The following is a 23,766-nucleotide window of genomic DNA, read 5'->3' on the forward strand; positions in this document are numbered from 1 at the left end:
CTATTCTATCCTGAAGAACGACTGCTGCTCCGGGCGCGGCGAGCCGTCGGTAACGTCGATGCCGAGGTGGGTGAACAGCGGCGCACAGTCGGGATCCGTCGCGTCGGACATGCAGCCGGGCGTGCCGCCCGCGTTCGCCGACACGTCGGTGTCCAGGACGAGCGCCCCATAGTCGACGAGCACCTTCGTCGCGAGCGGGTCGATGCCCTCGAAGACGATCTCGGCCACGTTGGGGCGATCGCACGCGGTCACCTCGCCGCCGTCGCCGGCGACGCAGCCGGTGCTCCCGACGTGGATGATGAAGGGGTCCCCGCCCTGCTCCGGGACGCTGTCGATGCGCAGGAACTTGTACCCGGCGTTCCAGCTCCAGAACAGCCCCGACAGGTTGAGCGGCGACGGCGCGACCGAGGCGTCGCCGTGGTTCCGCTCGAACGGGACGCCCAGCTTGAACGACAGCCCATCGTACTCCCCGGCCGGGACCGTCCCGCGCACGAGCCCGTTCGTCTCCTGCGTCCCGTTGGCGCAGCTCCCGGACTTGTCCTCGAAATCGAGGAGCACGAGGTTCTCGAGCTGCCACCTCCCGTCCTGTTCGAGCGTGAGCGGCACCTTCTCGCCGTCCGCGCGGTGCAGGCGTACATCGTGGATGTACAGGCGGAAATCGTTGAGCTTCACGTCCGTCGCCGCGGTGCCGACAGCGTACGTGTCGCCGCAGGAGAACACCTCGTCTCTGACGCGGGCCTCGAACTCCAGCTCGACGGCGATCCCCGCGTCGCCGCCCCCGGCCCCGCCGCCTGCCTCGCCGGTCCCTCCCTCGCCGCCCGCCCCGCCGCTCCCGCCGCCGCCGCCGGCGCCGCCGACGCCCGTCGAGGTCGATGTGCCATCGACCGGGTTCACCCCACCTTCGCCGCCGCCGCACGCCGTCAGCGAGAGCGCCGCCCCGGCCAGCGGGAACAAGAGCCGTAATGCACGAAGACCGCGGTTCATGAGAAGCCTCCTGAGGAACAAAGACGCGCGCAACGATAGGCCGCGTCGCCACCAACCTGAATGCGACATCTTGTCGCGATCGCCGTCGCGATCCGCTGGAGCGCACGAATCGAGCCGGCGTCGAAAAATAGCCTCCGAGCGCCCCGGTGCGGGGCCCGGCGGCCAGCGATCATGAACGCCGCGGGCTCCCCGCGCCCGCCGCCCGAGACCGCGCAGACATGCCGACGCCGTCCCAGGCGAGCGAGCGCATCCAGATCGTAGCACGCATCCTCCAGATCGTGCTACGGACGGTCCCGCTGTGACCCTCTCCCTGCGCACGGCGCTCGCGCCGCTTCTTATCACCACGGCCGCCGTGCCGGCGCGCGCCGGCGACGGCGCGGCCCCTCCGCCGCCCGTCGCGGCGGCCGAGGCCTCGCCGGCGGCGGAGACCCCGGCCGCGGCGCCGGACGGCGGCGCTGGCCCGGGCGCGGCCGGCGGCGCCGCGCCGGTCTCGGTCGTGGTCCAGGGCGCGGCGCCGCCGCGCAGCGCCTCGGAGGCGGTGCGGGAGCGGGCCGAGGTGAGGGCGGCGCCCCACCGCACGGCGAGCGACGTGCTGCAGCTCGTGCCGGGCGTGTTCGCCGCCCAGCACGGCGGCGAGGGCAAGGCGCACCAGATCTTCTTCCGCGGCTTCGACGCGGTCCACGGCCAGGACCTCGAGATCTGGGTCGCGGGCGCGCCGGTCAACGAGGTGTCCAACGTCCACGGGCAGGGCTACGCCGACCTCCACTTCATCATGCCCGAGGTGATCCGCGAGCTCCGCGCGCAACCCGGGTCGTACGACCCGCGCCAGGGCGACTTCGCCGTCGCCGGCAGCGTGCGCCTTGAGCTCGGCTACGACGAGCCGGGGATCACCGCGACCGCCTCCGCCGGCTCGTTCGGCGCCCGCCGGCTCTTCCTCGCCTACCACCCCGAGCGCGCCGAGGAGACCACGTTCGCCGCGTTCGAGGCGTACGCCACCGACGGCTTCGGCCCCGCCCGCGCCGCCAGCCGGACCTCGGCCGTCGCGCAGGGCGTCTACGAGCCCGTCGCGGGCGTCCGCGCGCGCGTGATGGCCTCGGCGTTCGCCTCGCGCTTCGCCTCCGCCGGCGTCCTGCGCCTCGACGACCTCGAGGCGGGCAAGGTCGATCGCTTCGCCTCGTACGACCCGGATCAGGGCGGCGACTCGTCGCGCGCGCAGCTCGTCGTGGACCTGCGCGGCACCGGCGCCGACGCCGCCCGCGGCGAGGGCCTCTCGCTCGCGCCGTTCGTCGTGCTGCGCTCGCTCCGGCTGCGCTCGAACTTCACCGGCTACCTCGAGGACCCGACCTCCGGCGACGCCACCCAGCAGCTCAACGAGGCGATCACCGCGGGCGCGACCGCCTCGTACCGGCTCAGGTTCCCGCTGCTCTCGGATCGCGACACGCTCGAGGCGGGCGTCGTCGCGCGCACCGACTGGATCGAGCAGTCGCAGCGGCGCCTCGCCGCGGTCGACGGCCGGCCGACCGCCACGCTCGTCGACGCGAAGGTCCGCGCGACCGACCTCGCCGGCTACCTCGACGCGTCGATCCGGCCCGCGCGGCGGGTCACGGTGCGCGGCGGGGTGCGCGCCGACGGGCTCGCGTACCAGGTCGTCGACCACGCCGGCGAGGGCGCGCAGGCGCGCAGCGCGCAGGGGATCCACGTGGGCGGCAAGGGCACGGTCGACGTGGCGCTGCTCCCCGGGCTGCGCGCGCTCGCCAGCGTGGGCCAGGGGTTCCGCTCGCCCCAGGCGCGCAGCCTCGGCGACGGCGAGCGGACCCCCTTCACGCGCGCCCTCTCGGCCGAGGCCGGGCTCCGCTACGCGGACGAGCTCGTGCGGGCGTCGATCGCGCTGTTCCACACCCGCCTCACCGACGATCTCGTCTTCGACGAGGCGACCGGCCGCAACGAGCCCGTCCCCGCCACGGCCCGCACCGGGGTGGCGTTCGACGCGGTGGCGCGCCCCGCGCCGTGGCTCGTGTCGAGCGTCGGCCTGACGTACACCCGGGCCGCCTTCACCGCTCCCGGCGGGCGCTACGCGGCCGGCGATCTCCTCCCGTTCGTGCCGCAGGTCGTCGCGCGCGCCGATCTCGCGGCGACGCCGCGCCTCGGCGCGCTCTTCGGCCGGCGCCTCGAGGCCCGCGCCGGCGCCGGCGTCACGCTGCTCCACGGCCGCCCCCTGCCGTACGGGGAGCTCGGGCGCGACGCGCTCCTCACCGACGTGACGGCGCACGTCCGCTACCACCGCGTCGAGCTCGGGCTCGACGTCTACAACCTCCTCGACGCGGCCTGGTTCGACGGCGAGTTCGTCTACCCGTCGAGCTTCACCCGGGGCGCGGCGCCCGACCTCTTGCCCGCGCGGCACGTGACCGTCGGCGCCCCCCGCAGCTTCCTCGTCTCGCTCTCCCTCTTTCTCGGATGAGGTCCTCGATGATGTCCACCACAGCACGGAAACCAGAGCCCCGCCGGCGCGCCGCGCTCGCCGCGGCGGCGCTCCTCGCCGCGGCGCTCGCCGCAGGGTGCGGCGCCGGGGGCGACGGCGCGACCGCGGGCAAGCGCCTCACGCTCGCGACCGAGGTCGCCGCCGACGCCGCGTCGGTCGCGCCGTTCACGAACGCGCTCGGCTGGACCGTCACGCTGTCGAAGGCGCACCTGTCGATCGGGCCGCTCTACTACTTCGAGGGCGCCCCGTTCACGGCGCGGCGCGCGGCCCCGGGCCGCGGCGGCGCGCCCTCGCTGCTCGACCGGCTCGCCCGGTGGGCCGTCCCGGAGGCGCACGCCCACCCGGGCCACTACCAGGCCGGCGAGGCGCGGGGGCAGATGGCGCAGCCCGCCTCGGTCGACCTGCTGGAGGGGGCGACCGCGCTCGCGGACGCGGACGCGGTGAGCGGCGTCGTGCGATCCGCGCGCTTCACGTTCGGCGCGCCGCCCGCGGGCCCCTTCGCCGCGGAGCTCGACGGGCACGTCGTCGCCCTCGAGGGGCGCGCCGAGAAGGGCGACGCCGCCCGCGTGTTCCGCGCGCGCGCCCTGGCCGCGGACGTCGCGAGCGACGTGACCGGCGAGCCGGCGGTGGAGGGGTGCGTCTTCGAGGAGACGTACCTCGACGGCCCCGGCGTCGTCACGCTCGTGGTCAAGCCGTCGGTCTGGCTCGACCAGGTCGAGTTCGACGAGGTGGCCGAGGGCGAGGACGGCGCGCCGGCCGATCTCGAGCCGGAGAGCCAGGCCCAGCGCGGCTTCGTGCGGGGCCTCAAGAAGGGGACCGCCTACGCGCTCTCGTTCGCGCCCGGCGCGCCGCACGAGGAGAAGGAGGAGGAGAAGGAGCGATGAAAACCATGGGAAGCTCGTGCGCGGCGGCGCTGTCGCTCGCCGCGGCGGCGCTCGCCGGCTGCGGCGACGACGGCGCGTCGGGGGTCGGGAGCGTGGCGTTCTCGACGTGGGGCGAGGAGTACATCGAGCAGGAGATCCCGGCCGCCGACCTCGAGGACGGCTGGAGCATCCGGTACGAGAAGTTCCTCCTCGTCCTCCGGAACGTGGCCGTCGCCGATCGCGACGGGAACGTCGGGGCGCGGATGGAGGGCTCGATCCTGTTCGACCACACGAAGCCCGGCGTGAAGCCGGTCGTGAGGTTCGAGGGCCTCGAGGCAAAGCCCTGGGAGCGCGTCTCCTACGAGATCGGCCCGGCGGACGCGGACACCGCGCTCGACGGGGCGACGGAGGAGGACAAGGCGCTCATGCTGGCCGCGGGCGCGTCGGTGCACATCGAGGCGACCGCGCGGAAGGGCGACGGCGGCGACGAGAAGCGCCTCGACTGGACCTTCTCGCTCGCGACGCGCTACGCCGATTGCAAGGGCGACAAGGCCGGCAAGGAGACCGAGGGCATCCTCGTCACGAACGGCGGCACCGACACCGTGGAGCTCACGATCCACGGCGACCACTTCTTCTACGACGACCTCCAGTCCGCGTCCGCGGCGCGCCGCTTCGCGCCGATCGCCGCCGCGGACGCCGACGCCGACGGCGCCGTCACCCTGGAGGAGCTCGCCGCGGTGCGCCTCGTCGCGATCGAGGAGGGCCCCTACGGGACGGGCAGCGCCGGAAATATCGACGATCTCGGCGCCTTCGTCGCGGCGCTCTCGCGCACGCTCGGGCACTTCCGCGGCGAGGGCGAGTGCGTCTCCGTCGACCCGTGATCGGGCCGCGGGCGGGGCTCACTCGAGCGCGACCGTCGTCGAGACCTCCTGGAGCTCGTTCCCGTCGAACGCCGGCACCCGCGCGGAGCTGAGCACCATCTGCACGCAGGTCCCGGCCGGGGTCATCGCGACCCTCGGCTCGATGCTGATGCGCTGCACGGCGCCCGCGGGGTTGAAGTACACCCGCGCCGTCACCGCCTTCGGCCCCTCCTTGCCCCTGCAGTGGATCGGCGCGGTCGCCCCCTTGCGCTGCAGCGCGGCATGGGCCGCGGCGTGATCGAACGGCCTCGCCGCGCCCGGCTGCGCCGCGCCCGGCTGCGCCGCGGTCGCCGTCTCCGGCGCGCCGCCGTCGCGCGAGGGGCGCGGGGCCTGCGGCAGGAGCACCGGCACCGGCCCGTGGCGCGGGCCTGGCGGCGGCTGCTGTGCGTCCGCGCCCTCCGCCGACGCCGGCGGGCGCGCCTCGTCGCCGCGGCCGGCGCTGATCACCGTGGGGCGCGCCGGCTCGGGCAGCCGCTGCGCCACCTGGACCTCGCGCCGCGCGCGGCCCGTGGAGAACGCGAGCGCCGCCGCGGCGCCGCCGAGCAGGCCGAGGGCGAGGAGCAGCATCGGCCTCCACATGGCTGGCCTCGAGGGCGCCGGCGCCGGCGCGCTGCTCGCCAGGGCCGGCGCGCTCGCCGGCGGAAAGGACGCGCCCGGCCGCGGCCGCTCCGCCGGCGGGGCGGTCGACGCGCCTCCGCGGCCGCCCGCGCGCGCGTCCGCCGAGCGCTGTGCGTCCGTGGCCATCTCGGTCGGCCCGGTCAGCGACACGGGCGAGGCCGTCCCCGCGGGGGTGGCCGCCGCGGCGATGCCGGGCGGCGTCACCGAGATGGCGGCGCCGGGGGGGCGCACGCTCCGCGGCTCGGCGAAGAGCGCCGGCCCGAGCGCGTCGAACGCCTCCTGCGCCGTCTGGAAGCGCTGCGACGGCTCGCGCGCGACGCAGCGCGCGAACCAGGTGTCGAACGGGTGCACGACGCAGCCGGCGCGCCCGAGCGCCGTCGCGCGCGTCGAGGCCGGGTCGATCGGCTCGAAGAGGATCTCGCGGAGCAGCACGGGCATCGCGGTGCCCATCGGGTCGTTCGCGGCGCGCCAGTACATGCGGCCGGTGAGCGCCGCGAAGGCGATGAGCCCGAGCGCCCACACGTCGGTCGCCGGCGTGATCTGCCCGCGCGCGTCGGTCTGCTCGGGCGCCATCCAGAGCGGCGTGCCGAGCGACGCGGTCGCCATCGTGCTCGCCTCCGCGGCGATCTTCGCGATGCCGAAGTCGAGGACCTTGACCGACCACGGCGCCGTCGCGCTGTTCGACTTCGCGAGGAAGACGTTCTGCGGCTTCATGTCCCGGTGGACCACGCCCGCCCGGTGGGCGGCGCCGAGCGCGTGGCAGAGCTGCTGGAAGATCTCGTGCACGTCCTTGGGCGCGAGCAGCCCGGAGCGCTTCATGCGCTGCGCGAGGTCCTCCCCTTCGAGCAGCTCCATCGCCAGCCACGGCACGCCGCTCGCCGCGTCCACGCCGGCGGCGATCACCTGCACGATGTGATCGCTCTCGACCAGCGCGCCCACGCGCGCCTCCTGCTCGAAGCGCTCGCGCAGCCGGGTGTCCGCGCAGAGCTGCGGGTGCATGAGCTTGAGGGCGCGCAGCTTGCCGGTGCTCGCCTGCTCGGCGATGTACACGGCGCCCATGCCCCCGGCGCTGAGAGGCCGAACGATCCGGAACTCCCCGAAGAGCATCCCGACCGCCGGCTGAAGCGGCGCGATCATGGCCCGCGATGCTAGCATGGGGGTGCCTTGGGGGTGTCGCCGCTCACGGCGCGGCTCCGTGTTGCAGCGCACACGGACGCGCCGTCGGGCGGGCGCGCCCGGGCGCGGCGCGCGTCGGCGCCGCGTGCGTCCTGACGGCGCGCGCGGCGCGCCTCGCTAGAGCGGTATTCGCCCGTCTCTGGTACATGCGTTACAGAGCGGCGGTCACCCGCACAGGAGACGGGTCCAGCTCGGCGTTTTCGGCGCGGAAGCGCACTCCAGTGCGCTGAGCACCGAAAACGTCGAGATGGGCCCGTATCCGAAGCGGGTGACCGCCGCTCACGGGTGTGCGGCGTCGCGCGGGGGGAGCGACGCGACCAGGCGATCGAGCCCGATCCGGCCGGCGACGAGCGCGCCCGTCGCCGCGGCGCGGAGCGCGTCGGGCGCCGGCTGGGGGCTCCCGGCGAAGTGGCGCATGCCGAAGCGCAGGAACGACGGCTCGCGGAGGAGGTAGCGCTCGACGCGCTCCCGCGGCGCGCCGTAGAAGGCGCGCATCGCCCGGCGCCGGAACCGGAGGTCCAGGCCGAGCAGCGATCGCTCGACCCGCCGGCCCCAGTCGTCGAACCCGAGGTCGCGGGCCTCGAGCTTCTCGGCGAGGTACGCGCCCGCGAGGGCGCCGTAGGCGATCGCCTGCGCGATGCCCTCGCCCAGCATCGGATCGATGCCCGCGGCCTCGCCGACGAGCAGGGCCGCGGGCCGCGCGATCGGGGCCCTCGGGTCGAGGCCGCGCTCGGCGAAGCGCTTGCGCCGGTAGCGGTCCGGGTCGAGGCCGAGCGCCGCGAGCCGGCTCCGGAGGACGCGCTCGGCGTCGGGGGCGGGGCGCGCCGCGCCGAGGGCGCCCTCGTGCAGCACGTACGCCCCCCGGCAGACGAGCTCGCGCCCGCCCACGATCGTGGGGAAATCCCACAGGTAGCCGGCGAACGAGCGATCCCGCATCTCGAAGTGCAGGAGGTCGCGCGCCCGGTCCCCCGCGACGGGCTCGGTGTCGACCTCGACGGCCTGCGCGCGCAGCCGGCCGAACGGCAGCCCCATCGCGCGGCGGACGACGCTGCCGACGCCGTCCGCGCCCACGACGACGCTGCCGTCGAAATCCCCGGCCGAGCTCTCGATCCGGGCGCCGCCCGGGCCCAGCGAGGCGGCGGTGACCCGCGCCCCCTCGACGATCCGGACGCCGCGGGCGCGCGCGGCGAACGCGAGCGCGCGATCGAACTCGACGCGCCGGACGACGCGGCCGATGTTCCCCTCGCGGAGCGCGATCTCGCCCGTCTGGAAGGCCGCGCTGACGCCGTGCACCACGACCGACGGCACGTCGATCGTCACCCCGATCGCCGCGAGCGCCCTGTCGGCGCGCTGACCGAGCCCGCCTGCGCAGCACTTGTCCCGCGGGTAGCGCTCCTTTTCGAGCACCACGATCCTGTCGGTGAGGGCCGGGCGATGGTGGGCGAGGAAGAGCGCCGTGCTCAGGCCCGCGGGCCCGCCGCCGACGATCACGACTTCATGCGCCGACATGGGGCGCCCTCTAGCACGGCGCCTCGCGCTGCGGGCGCGGGATGCTCGGCGGGCGGGACGCTCGCGGGCAGGCCGGGAGATCCGCGGGCGGAACGCTTGCGCAGAGGCGAGCTCTGCCGTCGGAGGCGCGGGCGCGCGGGGGATCAGCGCCGCTCGTAGGACGCCACCTGCGTGCGGTACGGGAAGAGGTACGCGCCCTTGCCGGCGAGCTCCGGGTGGCTCCCGGCCAGATCGCGGACCTCGTTCAGGACCGAGTACCGCTCCTTCAGGGGGAGCGCGGCGATGTAGCTGATCGAGGCGACGCGCTCGAGCAGCCCGTCGAGATCGAGCTCCTGCGTGTGGGTGAGCTCGTGCTCTCCGATCGGCGCGAAGAGGCGGGAGTCGGAGAACGACCGGCGCCACGCGCCGATCCGGTGGACCGGGGCGTCGCGGCCGTAGCGGTTGAGGATGTGGGAGATGCGAGCGACCCAGTCGATCCGCTCGTCCCGCAGGTTGAAGAGCAGCGAGAGGCGCCCCCTCGGCCGGAGCACCCGGTGGATCTCGGCGAGCGCGAGATCGCCGTGGAACCAGTGGAACGACTGCGCGGCGACCGCGGCGTCGACCGACGCCTCGGGCAGGGGAATGGCCTCAGCCACGCCGTCCAGCAGGACGGCGGACGGGACCATCTGGCCCAGCTTGCGGCGCATCCCCTCGACCGGCTCGAGCGCGAGGAGCCGGGCGCCCGTCGGCACGAGGAGCCGCGTGAGCTTGCCGGTCCCCGCGCCGAGATCGAGCACCGTGCTGGCGGCGTCGATGCGCAGCGTGTCGAGCAGGAGCTCGATCGCGCCGCGCGGGTAGTCGGGGCGCCCTTTCTCGTAAGCATCCGCTGCAGTCGCGTAGCCCTGTGCAGCGAGGCGATGGAGAGTCATGGCCTGCGTCCGCTCCGCGTGAGGATGAGTTCGACCAGCGCCGGAGGGACCACCCACCCCGACGGCCCTGTCGAGAGGCTACGCAACCGAGAGCTGCGTTGGAAGTGGATTGTCGCGCAAGACGCGCATTGCGTTGCCGCGCAGCAACTTGCCGATGACACGCTCGCTCAACCCGGCTTGGAGCAGGGCATCCGTCAAGAGCGGAAGGTGCGCGGCGTCGCGGAGCTGGCGTGTGGGAACGATGAACCCGTCCCAATCGGATCCGAGCGCGGGGGTGTCCTCGCCGGCAACGTTGATGATGTGCAGGAGGTGCTTGACCACGGGAGCGAGCCCGTTGCCGCCGAGGTAGAGCGGGCAAAAGATGATCCCGGCGCACCCGCCGCGGTCGGCGAGGGCGCGGAGCTGATCGTCATCGATGTTGCGCCAGTGGTCGAACGCGCCGGCGACGCCGGTGTGGCTGACGATGGGCGGCCGGCGGGCGAGCGCGCACGCCTCGAGGAAGCCAGCGCGGTTGATGTGCGCGAGGTCGACGATGACGCCGAGATCCTCGGCGCGGCGCACGACGTCGCGGCCGAAGGGGGTGAGGCCTTCACCGTCCCTGCGACCGCGGCCGTAGGCGGGATAACACACGTCGTTGGCGCTGAAGTGGCAGAGCCCGAGGTAGCGCACGCCGCGCCGCGCGAAGCGCTCGAGCGTGTCGAGCTCGCCCTCGAGCGCGTGCGCGCCCTCGATCCCGAGCAGCGCCGCGACGGCGCCGCGGGCCCTCGCCGCCTCGACGTCCTCGGCGGTGCGCGCCTTGACGAGGCGATCCGGCTGCGCGAGGGCGGCCTGCTCCAGCAGGTCGATCTGCTCGTCGACGACGGCGGCGAGCCCGCGCCGCTGGCCGATCGGCAGCGAGACCAGGCCGAAGAACTGCGCGCCGACGCCGCCCTCGACGAGCCGCGGGACGTCGACGTGCCCGCCCAGGGCCGCGAACGGCAGCATCGGCTCGTGGCGCTCGTGCAGATCGTAGCCGACCCAGCGTGCCCACATGAGGCTGTCGGCGTGGAGGTCGATGGCGGGGAACTGCGCGTGCAGGGCGCGGGCTTCGGGGCTTCCGTGCATGGGGAGAGGTTAGTCGAGGCGGGGCGCTCGGTCGTGCGCGCCGCGCGCGGCGGCTCAGGAGCTCGACAGCTTGAGGCCGAGGATGGCCACGACGAGGAGCGCGAGGAACCCGAGCCTGGCGGGCGTGGCGGGCTCGCCGAACAGGACGATGCCGGCGAGCGCCGCCCCGAACGCGCCGATGCCGACCCAGACGGCGTAGGCCGTGCCGATGGGCAGGGTGCGCGAGGCGGCCTCGAGAAGGACGAGGCTCGCGACGATCGCCGAGATCGTGAGCACCGTGGGCAGGGGGCGCGTGAAGCCCTCTGTATACTTGAGTCCGACGGCCCAGCAGACTTCGAGCAGACCTGCCAGGAACAACGACAGCCAGGACATGACGACTCTCCTCGTAATGTGGCTGCGTCGTCTTATCCTAACCGGGTACGGCGCGTCTCGTCCGGGACGCTCCTGTGGAGCGCCGGCGGGAACCTAGCAGGCGCGACGGGCCGTGCAAAGGGTTGCCGCCGACGCGGTGCGGCGCGGCTGTGGCGGCGCGACCCGGTTCGCGATCGATGAACGTCGCGGCGTGCGCCGGGGCCGAGCTCGCTAGTCGGTCTCCTCGCCCTGGAACGCCACGCTGGCCTCCGCCGTGCTGATCAGCGCCGCGGCGAGCTCGTTGATGTACTCCTCGATCGCGGTGTATCCGGACGGCATCACCCGGCTGTGATCGTTCGCGTCGGAGGAGCTGAGGCCGTGGGCGCGCTCCCACGCGTCCGCCATCCCGTCGCGGTCGGCGTCGGCGGGCGCAGCCCCTGGGGTGAGCCCTTCCATCAGGTTGCTCACGTAGCGAGCGCCCCACGCGCCGTCGCGTCGCTCGATGTTCCGGAGGACACCTTTCGTCACGGCGTCGCGCGGCAGCGCGCCGGCCTGCGCGAGGACGAGCCGATAGGCGTCCTCCGCGCGGTGCGTCGTCACGGGGATATACCCCGGGACGTCGCGCGAGAAGTTGAACTGCGACGAGGCGCGGTACGACTCGGGCCTGTTGAGCCGGCTGAAGCTCGGGTGGAGGTACGGCTTCTGCCAGGGGTTGTCGACCACCCCGGTGAACTTGCCGGGATCGTCGATGTAGTTGTCGGCGAGGAAGTACTTGAGCCCCGCGCCGGCGCTGCCGTCGAAATAGAAGGGGATCAGCTGATCGCTCGGCCCCTTGATGTACGCGTTGCCCACGATGTTGAACTGGCCGCTCGCCCGGTTGTGGTGCACGAACCCGTGTCTGACGTTGTAGGCCACGTTGTTGCGGATGTCCGCGGGTCCGTTCGCGACCGCGGGGCACCTCGCCTTGTGATGGGCGAACAGGTTGTGATGCAACGTGATCCGATGGCCGTCAGGGCCGTTGATGAGACCGTAATTATGCGCCCCCTCTGGATGCCCGGTGGTCGATGACGACTCGATGGTGGACCACTGGACCGTGACGTCGTCCGCCTCATAGAGATCCAGGGTCTCGTCGACGCCCCAGGCGATCGAGACATGATCGAGGATCACCTTCGAGTTCAGCGAGAACTGCGCCCCGTCGAACTGCTCCCCGGCCGAGCCGTCGAACACGGGGCGGACTCGCAAGAATCTTACAATGATATTGTTGACCGCGTTGGAGTACCTGGAGAGCAGGCGCCCGCGCACGGTGATGCCCGCGCCCGGCGCGGTCTGTCCGGCGATCGTCACGTCTCCATTCCGGATGACGACATCCCCTTCGATGACGCCGCTCACGTCGAAGACGATGATGCGCGGCCCGCTCGCGTCGAGCGCCGCCTGGAGGCTCCCCGCCCCGCTCGATCGCAGGTTGGTGACCTTGATGACGCGCCCGCCGCGCCCGCCGGTCGCGACGGCGCCAAAGCCCTCTGCGCCGGGGAACGCCGGGAGCGCGCTCGCCGGAGCCGACATCGCGGTGAGCGCAGAGGCCGCTGCGATCGCGCAGCCGAGACGGCGAAGCCCCTGTGCTCCAATGGAAGAACAAGTAGGAAGATATGTCATGACGTCTCGCTCCCCTTTCGTACGTCTTAACCGCAAGCCGTAGTGTGATGACCCTACAGGACCGACTTCATCGATGGCAATCGACAATTACCAATCTGTGCGACAGGGCACATCGGAATCGATTTGGCAATTTCATATCGCCAGGTGAAGCGAGCCTGGTTATCCTGAGCGCGAAGCGCACGAGCGGGCTCATGGAACACCGGCGCGCTCCCACCCGCGACGACACCAGGCACACCGGGGCTCGAGCGCCTGAGCGGAGATTGCCCGGCTTTGCAACTACGCACGTCTCGCAAAGCACGCTGCGAGACACGGCGACACACCAGCTCGCCAGAGATCGACACGCCGGCGTGGCGCATCAATCCATAGCGGCTCTAAACCAATAAGAAATCAGACCAACGAGACGCCAAGACGAGACGTCTAGAGCGGTTCTCGGCCCCGTCTCCCGTCTTCCGTCTCTCGTCCCCGTCTTCCGTCTCCGTCTTTCGTCTTCGCTCTTCCGTGCGCGGGCGCGCTGATTTCGGGGAATCGCGCACGCGCACGCGCACGCGCACGCGCACGCGCACGCGCACGCGCACGCGCACGAATGACGCGCACGAAGACGGAAGACGGAGACGACGTGTCCCGCGCCAGCCCGTTCGCCGGCCCCGCTTACCGCGCCTGCGCGCCGCGCCCCTCGACCGCCGCGAGGTAGTCGAGCACCGACTGCTTCATGCCGACCTCGAGCGCGCGCACCACGAGGTGGTGGCCGATCGACACCTCCTGGATCTGCGGCGCCTCGCTCACGAGCGGCGCGAGGTTCTCCACGGTGAGGTCGTGCCCCGCATTGATCCCGACCCCGGCCGCCGCGGCGGCCCTCACGGTCGCGACGATCTTGTCGAGCTCCGCGCGGTGATCGCCGCGATCGAACGCCTGCGCGTAAGGCCCGGTGTAGATCTCGATGCGATCGGCCCCCATCTCCGCGACCACCGGCACGACCGCAGGGTCCGCCTCGACGAAGAGGCTCGTCCGGATCCCCTCCTCCTTGAGCCGCTTCACCACCGGCTGCAGGACGAAGCGCCACTTCACGACGTCCCAGCCGCGGTGCGACGTGAGCTCCCCCGGCGTGACCGGGACCAGCGTGCACTGCGTCGGCCGGAGCTCGAGCGTGAGGTCCAGGAACTCCTCGCGGAGATCGCCCTCGAAGTTCGTCTCCACGGTGGTGATGTGCCGAGTCACCGCCCGCGCGTCGTCCGGCGTGATGTGCCGACGATCGGCCCGCGGATGGATCGTGATGCCGTGCGCCCCGTAAGACACGATCCGCTGCGAGAAGGCGAGGACGTTCGGGGCGTCGTGTCCCCGCGAGTTCCGCAAGAGCGCGATCTTGTTCACGTTGACGCTGAGCTTCATGGGGCATCCTCTCGCGGGCGCGCCGCGCGCGACGCCGCTATACACGATCGACGCCGCGAGGCGAACACGCCGCGCGCCGGCCGTGGAAACGCGGCCGGCCGGCGGGGCGGCGCCGGACCGGGCGCGGCGCCCCGCCCTCCCGCTCCCCGCCGGCGCTAGATGCGCGGCACGGTCCGCGCCCCCCGCACCTCCACCTCGGTCGGGACGAGCGACACGATGAGGATGCCGATGGCGACGACCGCGCTGTTCCACACCGTCCACACCGACAGCGCCGGTATCGACCAGGCGCTGACGAAGAGCCAGATCGCCAGGATCGAGTTGAGGTAGCGCGCCCGGGGCGCCCAGAGCGCGAGCAGGGCGAAGAGCACGCACAGCGCGCCCACCACCCAGGCGTTGGTGAACTGCCCCTGGCTGTGCCGCCAGAGGAACGCGGAGATGAACAACCAGATCCCGAGCGCGATGTTGACGCCGCGCACGGTCGCCGTCCGACGCTGCATGGCTTCCCCCTCCTCTCCTGCCGCCGCGCCGGCGCCCTCCGCCGCGCGACGCTCTCGCTCCCCGCCCGCTCGCCCCATGACGCGCGCGAGCGTCACGCCCCGGAGCGGCCCCGGGAAGGCCGAGTCCGCTCCCCCCCTCTGCCGAGCGCCGGCGCGCGCCTGCGCCCGGTCCACACATCACCGAGCTCGCCGAGCTCCGTGCGAATCCGATGCCACCGCCGCGACCCGCGCCGCCCCCCGACCGGCGCGGCTCGCCCGGCGGCAGCGGCCGCGGGGCCGCGGCCGCCGTTCGTGAAGGCCGCCGCAGCGACCGTTCGTGAGGGCCAGAAGCCGGCGGTTCGGCTACAAGCCGGTCGCCATGGACTTCTTCGCGACCGCCGCCAAAGGCACCGAGCCCGCGCTCCGCGACGAGCTCCGCGAGCTCCGATTCCGCGGCGTCCGCGCCGATCGCGGCGGGGTCCACTTCTCCGGCGCGGCGGACGAGGGCTTCCGCGCCTGCATCGAGCTCCGCACCGCCGTGCGCGTGCTCACGGAGCTCGCCTCCTTCGACGCGCCCAGCGGGGACGCGCTCTACGAGGGCGTCTCCCGCGTCGACTGGGCCCCGTACCTGAGCCCGGTCCACACGCTCGCCGTCCGCGCCTCCTGCCGCTCGAGCGCGCTCACCCACACCCAGTTCATCGCCCAGCGGACCAAGGACGCCATCGTCGACCAGATCCGCCGCCGCGTCGGCGCGCGCCCGTCGGTCGACCTCGACGACCCGGACCTCGCCCTCTTCGTCCACCTCGTCCGCGACCGCGCGACGCTCTACGCGGACCTCGGCGGCGCCGCGCTCCACCGCCGCGGCTACCGCACGCACATCGGCGGGGCGCCGCTCAAGGAGACCCTCGCCGCCGCGCTGCTCCGCCTCTCCGGCTGGGACCGCGCCCGCCCGTTCGTCGACCCGATGTGCGGCGCCGGCACCATCGCCCTCGAGGCGGCGCTCTGGGCGCGCGACATCGCCCCCGGCCTGCGCGCGCAGCGCTTCGGCTTCGAGCGGTGGGCCTGCCACGATCAGGCCGCCGCGCAGCGCACGACCGCCCTCCGCGACGCCGCCCGCGCCCGGATCCGGCCCGAGGGCCCGCCGATCCTCGCCGCCGACATCGACCCCCGCGCCGCCGAGATCACCCGCGGCAACGCCCGCATGGCCGGCGTGCAGATCGAGGTGCGCTGCCAGCCCATCACGGCGATCGCGCCGACCGAGCCGCCGGGCCACGTGCTGACAAACCCGCCGTACGGCGAGCGCCTCCCGGGCACGCTCGCCCTCTACCGCGACATGGCGGCCGCGCTCTCGCGGCTCGCGGGCCACCGCGTCGCCCTCCTCGCCGGCACCGAGGACATCGAGCGCGCGATGCGCCGCCGGCCGGAGCGGTCGCTCACCGTGTTCAACGGCCCGATCGAGTGCCGGCTGCTCACGTACGACATCCCCTGAAGCGCGGCTTCCTCCGCGCGGATCACCCCCGCGCTGCCCCGCGCGGCGCGCGCCCGGGCGAGCGCCTCAGGAGAGCAGGCGCATCACGAGCGCCATGGCCGCCGCCGTGAGGATCATCCCCGCGACGAAGCCGATGACGAGCCCGCGCTTGCCGGCGAGCCAGCTCGGCTCGCGCGCCGGCGACGGCGCGGGCGGCGCCCCGAAATCCGGCACGGTCGCGCTGCGCTCCAGGGACGAGCGCTCCGCGGCGAGCGTCGAGGCGAGCTCGAACGGCAGCGCCTCCGCCGGGGCCGCCGGCGCGGCGCCCCCGGCCGCCCTCACCACCACGGCGGCGCTCCCGGCGCCGGCGGCGCTCGGCGCGGCGGGCGCCGGCGGGATCATCGCCTGCAGCTCGCCGGGCTGGAACGTGGGCAGCTGGCTGTCGGCCGGCGGCGGCGACGAGACCAGCCGGAGCGTGTTGGCGACGCGCTTCGGCCGCCGATCCCACGCCGCCGCGCCCGGATCGAACTGCGGGCTCTGCGGCGTCGGCGGCACCGGCGGCGTCGGCGCGGAGTCGACGCGCACCAGGCCGACCTCGGCCCGCTTCGCCGGCGTGCCCAGCCCGAAGTCCTCGGCCGAACGGAGCGTCGCCTTCACCTCGCGCCCCGGGGGCGTGATGTCGAGCTCGTCGCCCTCGTCATGGGATGACGCCGCGTTCACGCGGACCTTCGGCGGACCGAGCAGCTCGTCGCGGCGGACCATCGTCAGCGTGCTGTCCTCGCCCCCGTCGTCGGGCGACGCGGCCAGGCCGTTCCCCGAGAGCAACGCCTCGCTCTCGCTGTGGGACCAGGACGGGAGCTGCAGCGAGATCTCCGGCACCGACTCCCCGGCCCAGCGCTGCGGCTCGGCGCCCAGCGACGGGTACACCCCCGGCGGATCGAGCGTGGGCGGGAGCTCCAGCGCCGGCGCGTGGAGCAGCGCCGGCGGCGGCGGCCCCGCCTCGGGCCCGGCCGTGCCCGAGACGAGCGTCCTGGCCGACTCGATCGACACCTCCGGCCGCGGCTCCGGGCCGGAGATCGGCGCCGACGTCGAGCTCGGCAGCGACGTGAGCGGCGGGAGCGACGACAGCGGCCCCGGCGGCAGGTCCCGCGAGAAGAGCGAGCTCGGCTGCCGGCGCGAGATCGGCCCCAGCCCCACGGCCGTGTCGGGCAGATCGGCGAGCAAGGTGTGCAGCGCGTACCCGAGCTCGCGCGCCGTCTGGTGCCTGTCCGCCGGCTGCTTGGCGAGCGCCTTCACGATCAGGGCCTCGAGCCGGGGGTCGATCCCCGGCGCGCAGGTGCGCGGCGCCGGCACCGGCGCGTGGATGTGGAGCGTCGCCGTGTGGAGCGGCGTCTCCCCCTCGAACGGAAGCCGCCCCGTGACGAGCTGGAACAGCAGCACCCCGCACGTGTACAGATCCGCCCGCTGATCGATCGGCAGCAGCCCGCACTGCTCCGGCGACATGTAAGCCGGCGTACCAACAAACGTCCCCGCGCGCGTCACGACCGAGAGCGGATCGGCCTGGATCGAGGGCTCGTCGGCCGACGTGGCGGTGTCGAGGATCTTGGCGATCCCGAAATCCAGCACCTTGACGCGCTCGCCGTGAGGGTGCGTCGGGTCCGGGACCACCATGATGTTCTCGGGCTTGAGGTCGCGGTGCACGACGCCCATCTCGTGGGCGACGGCGAGCGCCTCGCACACCTCCGAGAGGATGCGGACCGCCCTCGCCTGGCCGATGGCGGCGCCGTGGCGCTCGAGGAGGACGTAGAGGTCGTCGCCCGAGAGCAGCTCCATCACGATGTAGCTGAGCGACCCCTCCACCCCGTACTCGAAGATCTTGACGGAGTTCGGGTGCTTCACCCGCGCCGCCGCCTTCGCCTCGCGCTGGAAGCGCCGGACGAACGCGCGGTCCGCGGTGAGCTCCGGGTTCATGATCTTGATCGCCACCCGGCGGGGCTCGGCGTCGCGCTCGGCGATGTAGACGCTGGCCATCCCGCCCTCGCCGAGGAAGCGGGTGATCGTGAACCGCCCGGCCACCCTGCGGCCGAGGAGAGCCTCATGCCTCATGCGCCCGGCACCCGCCCGCGCCTCTGGCGCTCGCTCGCCACCGCCCGGCCGCACCGCTCGCCCGCCGGCGGGCCGCCCCGCCGCCCGCGCAGCAGCGCACCGCCAGCAGGGCTGTCCGCGCGCCTGCGCGACCCGCGCGCTCGATGCGAGGGGGAGTGCACGCGGCGACCATACCAAAGAACGTGTCAGGGGACGACTTGTCGGCCCCGGCGGCAGCCCACCAGCGGACGCAGCCGCCGGCCAGCGCGCGATCGGCCGTCCCGACCACCGTTCCCGACCCGCGCTCCGGAGCACCGTTCCCGACCACCGTTCCCGACCACCGCGCGCGGCCACCGTCACCCCGGAGACGGCGCCGGCCGCGGGGCCCGACCGACGGCAGTTAACTCTTTAACGCCACCCCCGGTGCAAATGTGCGACAGATGCTTAACTTATCGAAAGAGCTCGCCTTCGACCGTTGGCAGCGTTCTTGCCTGGGGGGAAATGCCTCGCGCCGCGCCGGGTGCGTCGCGAAGGGCCGGCTTGTGCGTCGATCTCGACAGGCAGCTTCCGGAGGATCGTTGATGAATCGAATTTTTAGGCGCGCGGTGCTCCTCGGCACCGTCGCGCTGACCGTCGTGGGGGCGGGCTGCGCGGAGGAGCGGCAGTCCATCAGAAAGGTCCAGAGCGATGCGCTCGCCAAGTCCTTCTTCGTCGGAGGGAGCTTGGCCGACATCGCCGACGACCCCGAGTTCTACATGCGGGGCACGGTCATCGACGTCGGGTACGGCGCTGCCCAAGACGGCCTCTTCACGTCCACGTACGCCCAGCCCGTCGCCCGCATCAAGTGGGAGATCACCGAGCGCCAGCTCAATGCTCGGCTCGCTTACGAGCGGATCGAGGGCACCGACGCCAAGGGCAACACCTATAACGGGCTCACCAAGAAGACGACGAACGACGGCCAGATCGTCGCGAGCTACGCCATCGAGTCGCACTTCGACATCCGCCGCGACTACAACCCGGCGACGGGCGAGGAGTCGAACGTCATCGTCGAGAACACGACGGACAGGCTCTGGCACGATCGCGAGTACATGCGCGTCGACTGGTCGCGCAACCTCGCGACCGACGCCTACAACTTCGACACCCTCTCGCAGCTCGGCCTCTACGGAGGCGTCGAGTACGAGCCGCTCGCCTACACCGTCAACGATCCCAACGCCGCCGACGCCCCGAAGTTCGACGCCGCGAACGGCTACTTCGACGTCACGACGAAGGCGTTCGCCACGCCCGCCATGCTCGACCTCTCGAGCCTCGGCTGGGGTATCGACAAGTACCCGGCCTGCATGCTCCCGGGCGACTTCGCCGGCGGCACCGACCCGTACGGCAACTGCAACCCGGTCGAGATCACGATCCGGCAGTCGTTCAAGAAGGTGGTCGACACCGACTACGAGCCGGTCGACTTCGACGGCGTGCGGTTCCAGGCGTTCGGCATCTTCAACTTCGACTACCGCTACGGCTACGAGCGCAACTACGGGATCCTCGACAACCAGTGGCGGCGCTTCGCGGCCCGCTACAACCTCTGGAAGCGCAGCCACTTCTACGCGGCCCCGGAGACGATGGAGGGGGCGATCGCCTGCGCGACCCGGGAGACGGCCCTCCCGTCGGGCGAGCTGAACGCCGATCCGAACCGCGACGAGGACAACGACGGCACCGCCGACGAGTGCGCCGCGGCCGGCCCGGGCTCGCAGTGCGACGTGTTCAAGCAGAAGTGCACGCTGCCCTACGCGCAGCGCGAGGCGGTCGTCATCCCCTGGTACATCGGCGGCAACACGTCCGAGGACCTCTTCGAGGCGACCAACTGGGCCGCCGAGGAGTGGGATCTCGCGATGAAGACCTCGATCCAGACCTCGCGCTTGGTCGAGTGCAGGAAGACCGGCGGCGCCGACTGCGACGCGCGGTTCCCGATGTGGAAGGGCCAGCAGGACGACATCGACGAGGCCGTCGCGATCTCGCGCGACCTCAACGCGTGCCGCCGCGCGAACGGCTGGGACGCGCCGCAGTGCGACCAGGCGGCCTGGGAGGCCGTGACGAAGCTCTCGGAGCTGCGCAACAACGACCAGGCGACGCTCGCGATCGGCAACGTCGTGACGCAGCCGCCCGTGATCGTGCTCTGCCACAACCCCGTCGTCGCGGGCGATCACCCGGCCTGCGGCGCAGAGGGGCTCTCCCCGCGCCTCGGCGACCTCCGCTACAACAGCGTCCTCATCGTCGACAAGCCGCAGACCCCGTCGCCGTGGGGCATCATGGTCGACGGCGACGACCCGATCACGGGCGAGAAGGTGGCCGCCAGCATCAACATCTGGAGCCACATCACCGACTCGGCGGCGCAGGGGCTGATCGACCTCGTCCGCTACATCAACGGCGAGATCTCGACCTCCGAGATCACCGAGGGCAAGTACATCCGCGACTGGGCGCAGGCGAGCCGCGCCTCGGGCGGCGGGACCGGGCCCACGATGACGAAGGACGAGGTCACCTCGCGGCTCGCGAGCGTCACGAAGCTCGACCCCGAGGCGTACAAGAACCTCGTCGCGCAGGGCGTCTCCCCGCAGCTCCGTGCGGTGATCGAGCCGATGAAGGCCAAGGTCGCCGACATCGCGGTGCGGAGCGACGTCCCCTCCCCGCACCAGGCGGTCGTGAGCGCGCGCATGAGGGCCGCCCGGGGCAGCCTCGCCGAGGCGGAGCTCATGAACCCGGCGATGCTCCAGCGCGCCGGCGTCCCCGCCAGCGTGCCGGTCGAGGGGCCGTTCGCCGACGCGGCGTCGCCGTTCGCGATGAACAACCCGCAGGTGCAGTCGCAGCTCCGCCGCATGCACGACAGCGCGCTCGCCGCGCGCGGCGCCTGCATCCTGCACGAGGCGCCCGAGGCCTCGGCGATGACGGGCCTCGCGGAGGCGCTGCGCGAGAAGTTCCCCGCGGGCGACAACGAGACGTCCGCGGAGCGGCGGCAGCGCTACGAGCGGATGTTCAAGTACATCCAGCGCCGCTACCAGTACGCGGTCATCGCGCACGAGATGGGGCACTCCATCGGCCTCCGGCACAACTTCGTGAGCACCTACGCCTCGCTCTTCTTCCGGCCCCAGTACTGGCAGCTCAGGACGAAGAACGGCACGATCAAGGCGCAGTGCACCGGCGAGCCGGGGGAGAACCCGGAGCAGTGCGTCGGCCCCCGCTACTTCGACGCGATCACGGACGAAGAGCAGAAGAACATGATCTGGATGTTCCAGCACTCCACGGTCATGGACTACCCGGGCGACGTCTCGCAGGACCTGGTCGGCCTCGGCGTCTACGACTTCGCCGCCGCGCGCTTCTTCTACGGCGACACGGTGAGCGTCTACGACAACGGCGACAGCAAATACCTGGCCGGCGGCAAGGTCGGCGGCGCGCTCCTCGCCGCGACCGACACCTTCGGCGGGCTCGCCGGCATCAAGTACGGCACGTACGCGAAGGGCAGCGGGAACGTCTCGGACTTCCACTACTCCCAGCTGCAGTCGCAGTACAACGTCATCCGCGACTGCTACGAGGTGGAGACGAAGGCGCCCGCGAGCTGGAACGAGGCGCTCGACGGCAAGTGGCACCAGGTCATCGACGGCGGCATCGTCACCGTCGGCAACGAGACGAAGCGCTGCCGCCAGCAGCCGGTCGACTACGTGAGCTGGAGGAACCTGCGCAAGCCGCAGGACAAGGAGACCAACATGATCTCCTTCCGCGGCGGCCCGGCGGTCGACGATCGGGGCCGGGTCCGCGTGCCGTACGCGTTCGCGAGCGACAACTGGGCCGACACCGGCAACGTCTCGGTCTTCCGCCACGACAACGGCGCCGACCCGTACGAGCAGCTGATGTTCCTGATCACCTCCCAGGAGAACAGGCACATCTTCGACAACTTCCGGCGCGGCCGCACGACGTTCAACGTCCGCGCCGCGGCGGACCGGTCCTACAGCCGCTACAACGAGAAGCTCCTCGGCATCGCCGGCGGCATCGGGTTCTTCGGGACGATCTACCAAGATCTCGCGACGAACCAGGGCCTGTCGTTCGACTCGCTGTGGCCGTTCCTCATCGAGGGCAACCTGGAGGAGAACGTCATCGCCGCGACGGTGGCCTTCGATCACTTCGCCCGGCAGCTGTCCCGCCCGGAGGTGGGGCCGCACTACCTGCGCAACAGCGAGGCCTTCGATCCGGGCAACCCGTGGTCCGAGTGGGGCATCCTGCGGTCGAACGACGACAGCGACGACTACGGCGCGGGCGAGGACTTCAGCGGCTTCGGCGGCCAGGCCAACACCGACGTGCTGGTGCAGATCCCGAACGGCTCGACCGGCTACTTCAAGGACATCGGGTTCGGCGGTCACCCGCTCGCGAACAAGAACTCGGAGGACAACGGCGACTTCGACACCGACTTCACGATCAACGCGGGCAGCTACTACGACAAGATCAACACGGCGATCCTGCTCTCCGAGTCGGAGGACCGGTTCGTGAGCAGCTCCCGCCGCGACTTCTACGACGCCCGCTTCCGCGCGGTCGGCATGGCCGACGTGCTGCCCGAGGGCTACCGCCGCCTGCTCGCCAACGCCCTCACCGGCGACCGCACGCTCCTCGCGCCTCGCCTCGAGGCCGACGCGAACGGCTTCCCGGTGGTCAGCGCGGACAGCAAGGATCCCGACCCGCTGGCGACGCAGTACCCGGCGCGGCCGATGGGCTGGATCAGCTGGTGGCCGAACGAGGGGCCGAAGGTCTGCTTCCCGAGCGACGGGAAGAACCTCTGCTCGAACTACATCGGCGGCGACTTCAACCCGGAGACCGTCCCCCGCACCATCGCGGTCGATCCGCAGGTCGGCTGGGAGGTGCAGAAGTTCCTGATCGCCTGGACGCTCGCGTACATCCCCGCGAACGGCAAGACGAACTGGATGGACATGATGCGCGTCTACCGGCTCGGCACCGACGCCGAGCCCGGCATCGAGCAGCGCATCGAGTGGCAGGACCCGACGTCCGGGCAGGTCTACTACGCCCGCACGTACGGCATGGAGTGCCTCTTCGGGACCGGCAAGGACAGGGCGACCTGCAAGGACTCCGGCGGCAAGTGGGTGCAGAAGGGCATCGCGGCGCGCGTGCTCGAATACGCCAACGACCTCACGTCGAAGGGGTACCAGCTCGATCCGGCGTATGAAGGCACCGTGCCCGGGGATCCCGCGCACGCGGCCGACTACGGCCCGGGCTTCAACAAGTACGGTCGCGCGGTGGTCATGCACCACCCGGACGGCGCCGCGATCATCGTCCCGGATTCCGCGGTCAGGGACTTGAACCCGAACAGCGGTCAGCTGGATGCCGTGAAGCCGTGCGACCAGAACATCAACGCGAACTGCGCGCAGCTCACCATCTACAAGAACCACTACGCGTACGAGCTGAAGAGCTACAAGTCGGTGCCCGACTACCTGCTCCAGATGATGGTCCGGCTCGGCCTCGCCGATCCTGATCAGCTCGGCATCTACCCCGACTGATCCGCGCCTCGCTGCGCCGGGGGCCCCACGCCGGGGCCCCCGCGTTCCCCTCCTCTCTCCCCCTCCAGCACCAGCGACCCGAGCGCGCGGGCGCTCGGCGATCCCCGCGGGCGCCGTGACCCGCGCGGCCGTCGCCGGCCGTCAGGCCGGGCGAGCCCGCGGTCGCTCGGCCCCGCCCCGCGCGCGGCGGCTTCGAGGTCGCGCCGGCGCCGCGGCGGCATTACGCTCCCCGAAGCGCAGCGC

The 23,766-nt window shown here is 72.6% G+C and carries 15 protein-coding genes and 1 riboswitch; of the genes, 5 read left to right on the plus strand and 10 right to left on the minus strand.

The features are described 5' to 3' along the window. Positions 1–984 carry an MbnP family copper-binding protein gene (locus tag WMF20_RS34080; protein WP_437606015.1) on the minus strand — a complete coding sequence of 328 codons (984 nt, stop codon included), beginning with the start codon at positions 982–984 and terminating at the stop codon, positions 1–3. A 298-nt stretch (positions 985–1,282) separates the two neighbouring features. Here WMF20_RS34080 and WMF20_RS34085 point away from each other — a divergent pair, with 298 nt between their 5' ends. From WMF20_RS34085 to WMF20_RS34095, 3 genes are read left to right on the plus strand one after another with little or no spacing between them, the layout of a single operon-like run. After that, the gene (locus WMF20_RS34085) at positions 1,283–3,442 is read left to right on the plus strand and encodes a TonB-dependent receptor (RefSeq protein ID WP_437606016.1); all 2,160 of its coding nucleotides are present in this window, start codon (positions 1,283–1,285) and stop codon (positions 3,440–3,442) included. Between the two features lie 8 nt (positions 3,443–3,450). Further along, on the plus strand, positions 3,451–4,347 hold the full coding sequence (locus WMF20_RS34090) for a hypothetical protein (RefSeq protein WP_437606017.1): 897 nt from the start codon (positions 3,451–3,453) through the stop codon (positions 4,345–4,347). Then, the gene (locus tag WMF20_RS34095) at positions 4,344–5,207 is read left to right on the plus strand and encodes a hypothetical protein (RefSeq protein ID WP_437606018.1); all 864 of its coding nucleotides are present in this window, start codon (positions 4,344–4,346) and stop codon (positions 5,205–5,207) included. The genes WMF20_RS34090 and WMF20_RS34095 overlap by 4 nt, the downstream gene beginning before the upstream one ends. Positions 5,208–5,225: 18 nt before the next feature. Here the strand turns inward: WMF20_RS34095 and WMF20_RS34100 are convergent, their stop codons facing one another. The 8 genes from WMF20_RS34100 to WMF20_RS34135 form a co-directional block, all read right to left on the minus strand. After that, complete coding sequence (locus WMF20_RS34100) at positions 5,226–7,001, minus strand: protein kinase domain-containing protein (RefSeq protein WP_437606019.1); 1,776 nt, start codon at positions 6,999–7,001, stop codon at positions 5,226–5,228. Between the two features lie 318 nt (positions 7,002–7,319). Continuing rightward, on the minus strand, positions 7,320–8,549 hold the full coding sequence (locus WMF20_RS34105; protein WP_437606020.1) for an NAD(P)/FAD-dependent oxidoreductase: 1,230 nt from the start codon (positions 8,547–8,549) through the stop codon (positions 7,320–7,322). 143 nt (positions 8,550–8,692) lie between these two features. Then, positions 8,693–9,457 carry a class I SAM-dependent methyltransferase gene (locus WMF20_RS34110; RefSeq protein ID WP_437606021.1) on the minus strand — a complete coding sequence of 255 codons (765 nt, stop codon included), beginning with the start codon at positions 9,455–9,457 and terminating at the stop codon, positions 8,693–8,695. A 78-nt stretch (positions 9,458–9,535) separates the two neighbouring features. Continuing rightward, positions 9,536–10,561, minus strand: coding sequence for a dipeptidase (locus WMF20_RS34115; protein WP_129578257.1), 1,026 nt, complete (start codon positions 10,559–10,561; stop codon positions 9,536–9,538). A gap of 54 nt (positions 10,562–10,615) precedes the next feature. After that, the gene (sugE, locus tag WMF20_RS34120) at positions 10,616–10,933 is read right to left on the minus strand and encodes a quaternary ammonium compound efflux SMR transporter SugE (RefSeq protein WP_437606022.1); all 318 of its coding nucleotides are present in this window, start codon (positions 10,931–10,933) and stop codon (positions 10,616–10,618) included. Positions 10,934–10,954: 21 nt separating this feature from the next. Beyond that, positions 10,955–11,020: riboswitch (guanidine-III (ykkC-III) riboswitch) on the minus strand. 123 nt (positions 11,021–11,143) lie between these two features. Then, on the minus strand, positions 11,144–12,154 hold the full coding sequence (locus tag WMF20_RS34125; protein ID WP_437606023.1) for a pectate lyase family protein: 1,011 nt from the start codon (positions 12,152–12,154) through the stop codon (positions 11,144–11,146). A 1,059-nt stretch (positions 12,155–13,213) separates the two neighbouring features. Beyond that, positions 13,214–13,951, minus strand: coding sequence for a pyridoxine 5'-phosphate synthase (locus WMF20_RS34130; protein WP_437606024.1), 738 nt, complete (start codon positions 13,949–13,951; stop codon positions 13,214–13,216). Between the two features lie 155 nt (positions 13,952–14,106). Beyond that, positions 14,107–14,448, minus strand: a complete 342-nt coding sequence (locus WMF20_RS34135; RefSeq protein ID WP_437606025.1) for an SPW repeat domain-containing protein — start codon at positions 14,446–14,448, stop codon at positions 14,107–14,109. Positions 14,449–14,764: 316 nt separating this feature from the next. Between WMF20_RS34135 and WMF20_RS34140 the strand changes: the two genes are divergently transcribed. Then, entirely contained in the window at positions 14,765–15,916 is a 1,152-nt protein-coding gene (locus WMF20_RS34140) for a THUMP domain-containing class I SAM-dependent RNA methyltransferase (RefSeq protein WP_237244345.1), read from the plus strand. A gap of 66 nt (positions 15,917–15,982) precedes the next feature. Here WMF20_RS34140 and WMF20_RS34145 read toward each other — a convergent pair whose 3' ends face one another. Further along, positions 15,983–18,001 carry a serine/threonine-protein kinase gene (locus tag WMF20_RS34145; protein ID WP_437606026.1) on the minus strand — a complete coding sequence of 673 codons (2,019 nt, stop codon included), beginning with the start codon at positions 17,999–18,001 and terminating at the stop codon, positions 15,983–15,985. 560 nt (positions 18,002–18,561) lie between these two features. Here WMF20_RS34145 and WMF20_RS34150 point away from each other — a divergent pair. Continuing rightward, positions 18,562–23,523 carry a hypothetical protein gene (locus tag WMF20_RS34150; protein WP_437606027.1) on the plus strand — a complete coding sequence of 1,654 codons (4,962 nt, stop codon included), beginning with the start codon at positions 18,562–18,564 and terminating at the stop codon, positions 23,521–23,523. Positions 23,524–23,766 lie beyond the last annotated feature (243 nt).

Origin of the sequence: Sorangium sp. So ce834 (genome assembly GCF_051521425.1) — a bacterium.
Classification (GTDB): domain Bacteria; phylum Myxococcota_A; class Polyangia; order Polyangiales; family Polyangiaceae; genus Sorangium; species Sorangium cellulosum_D.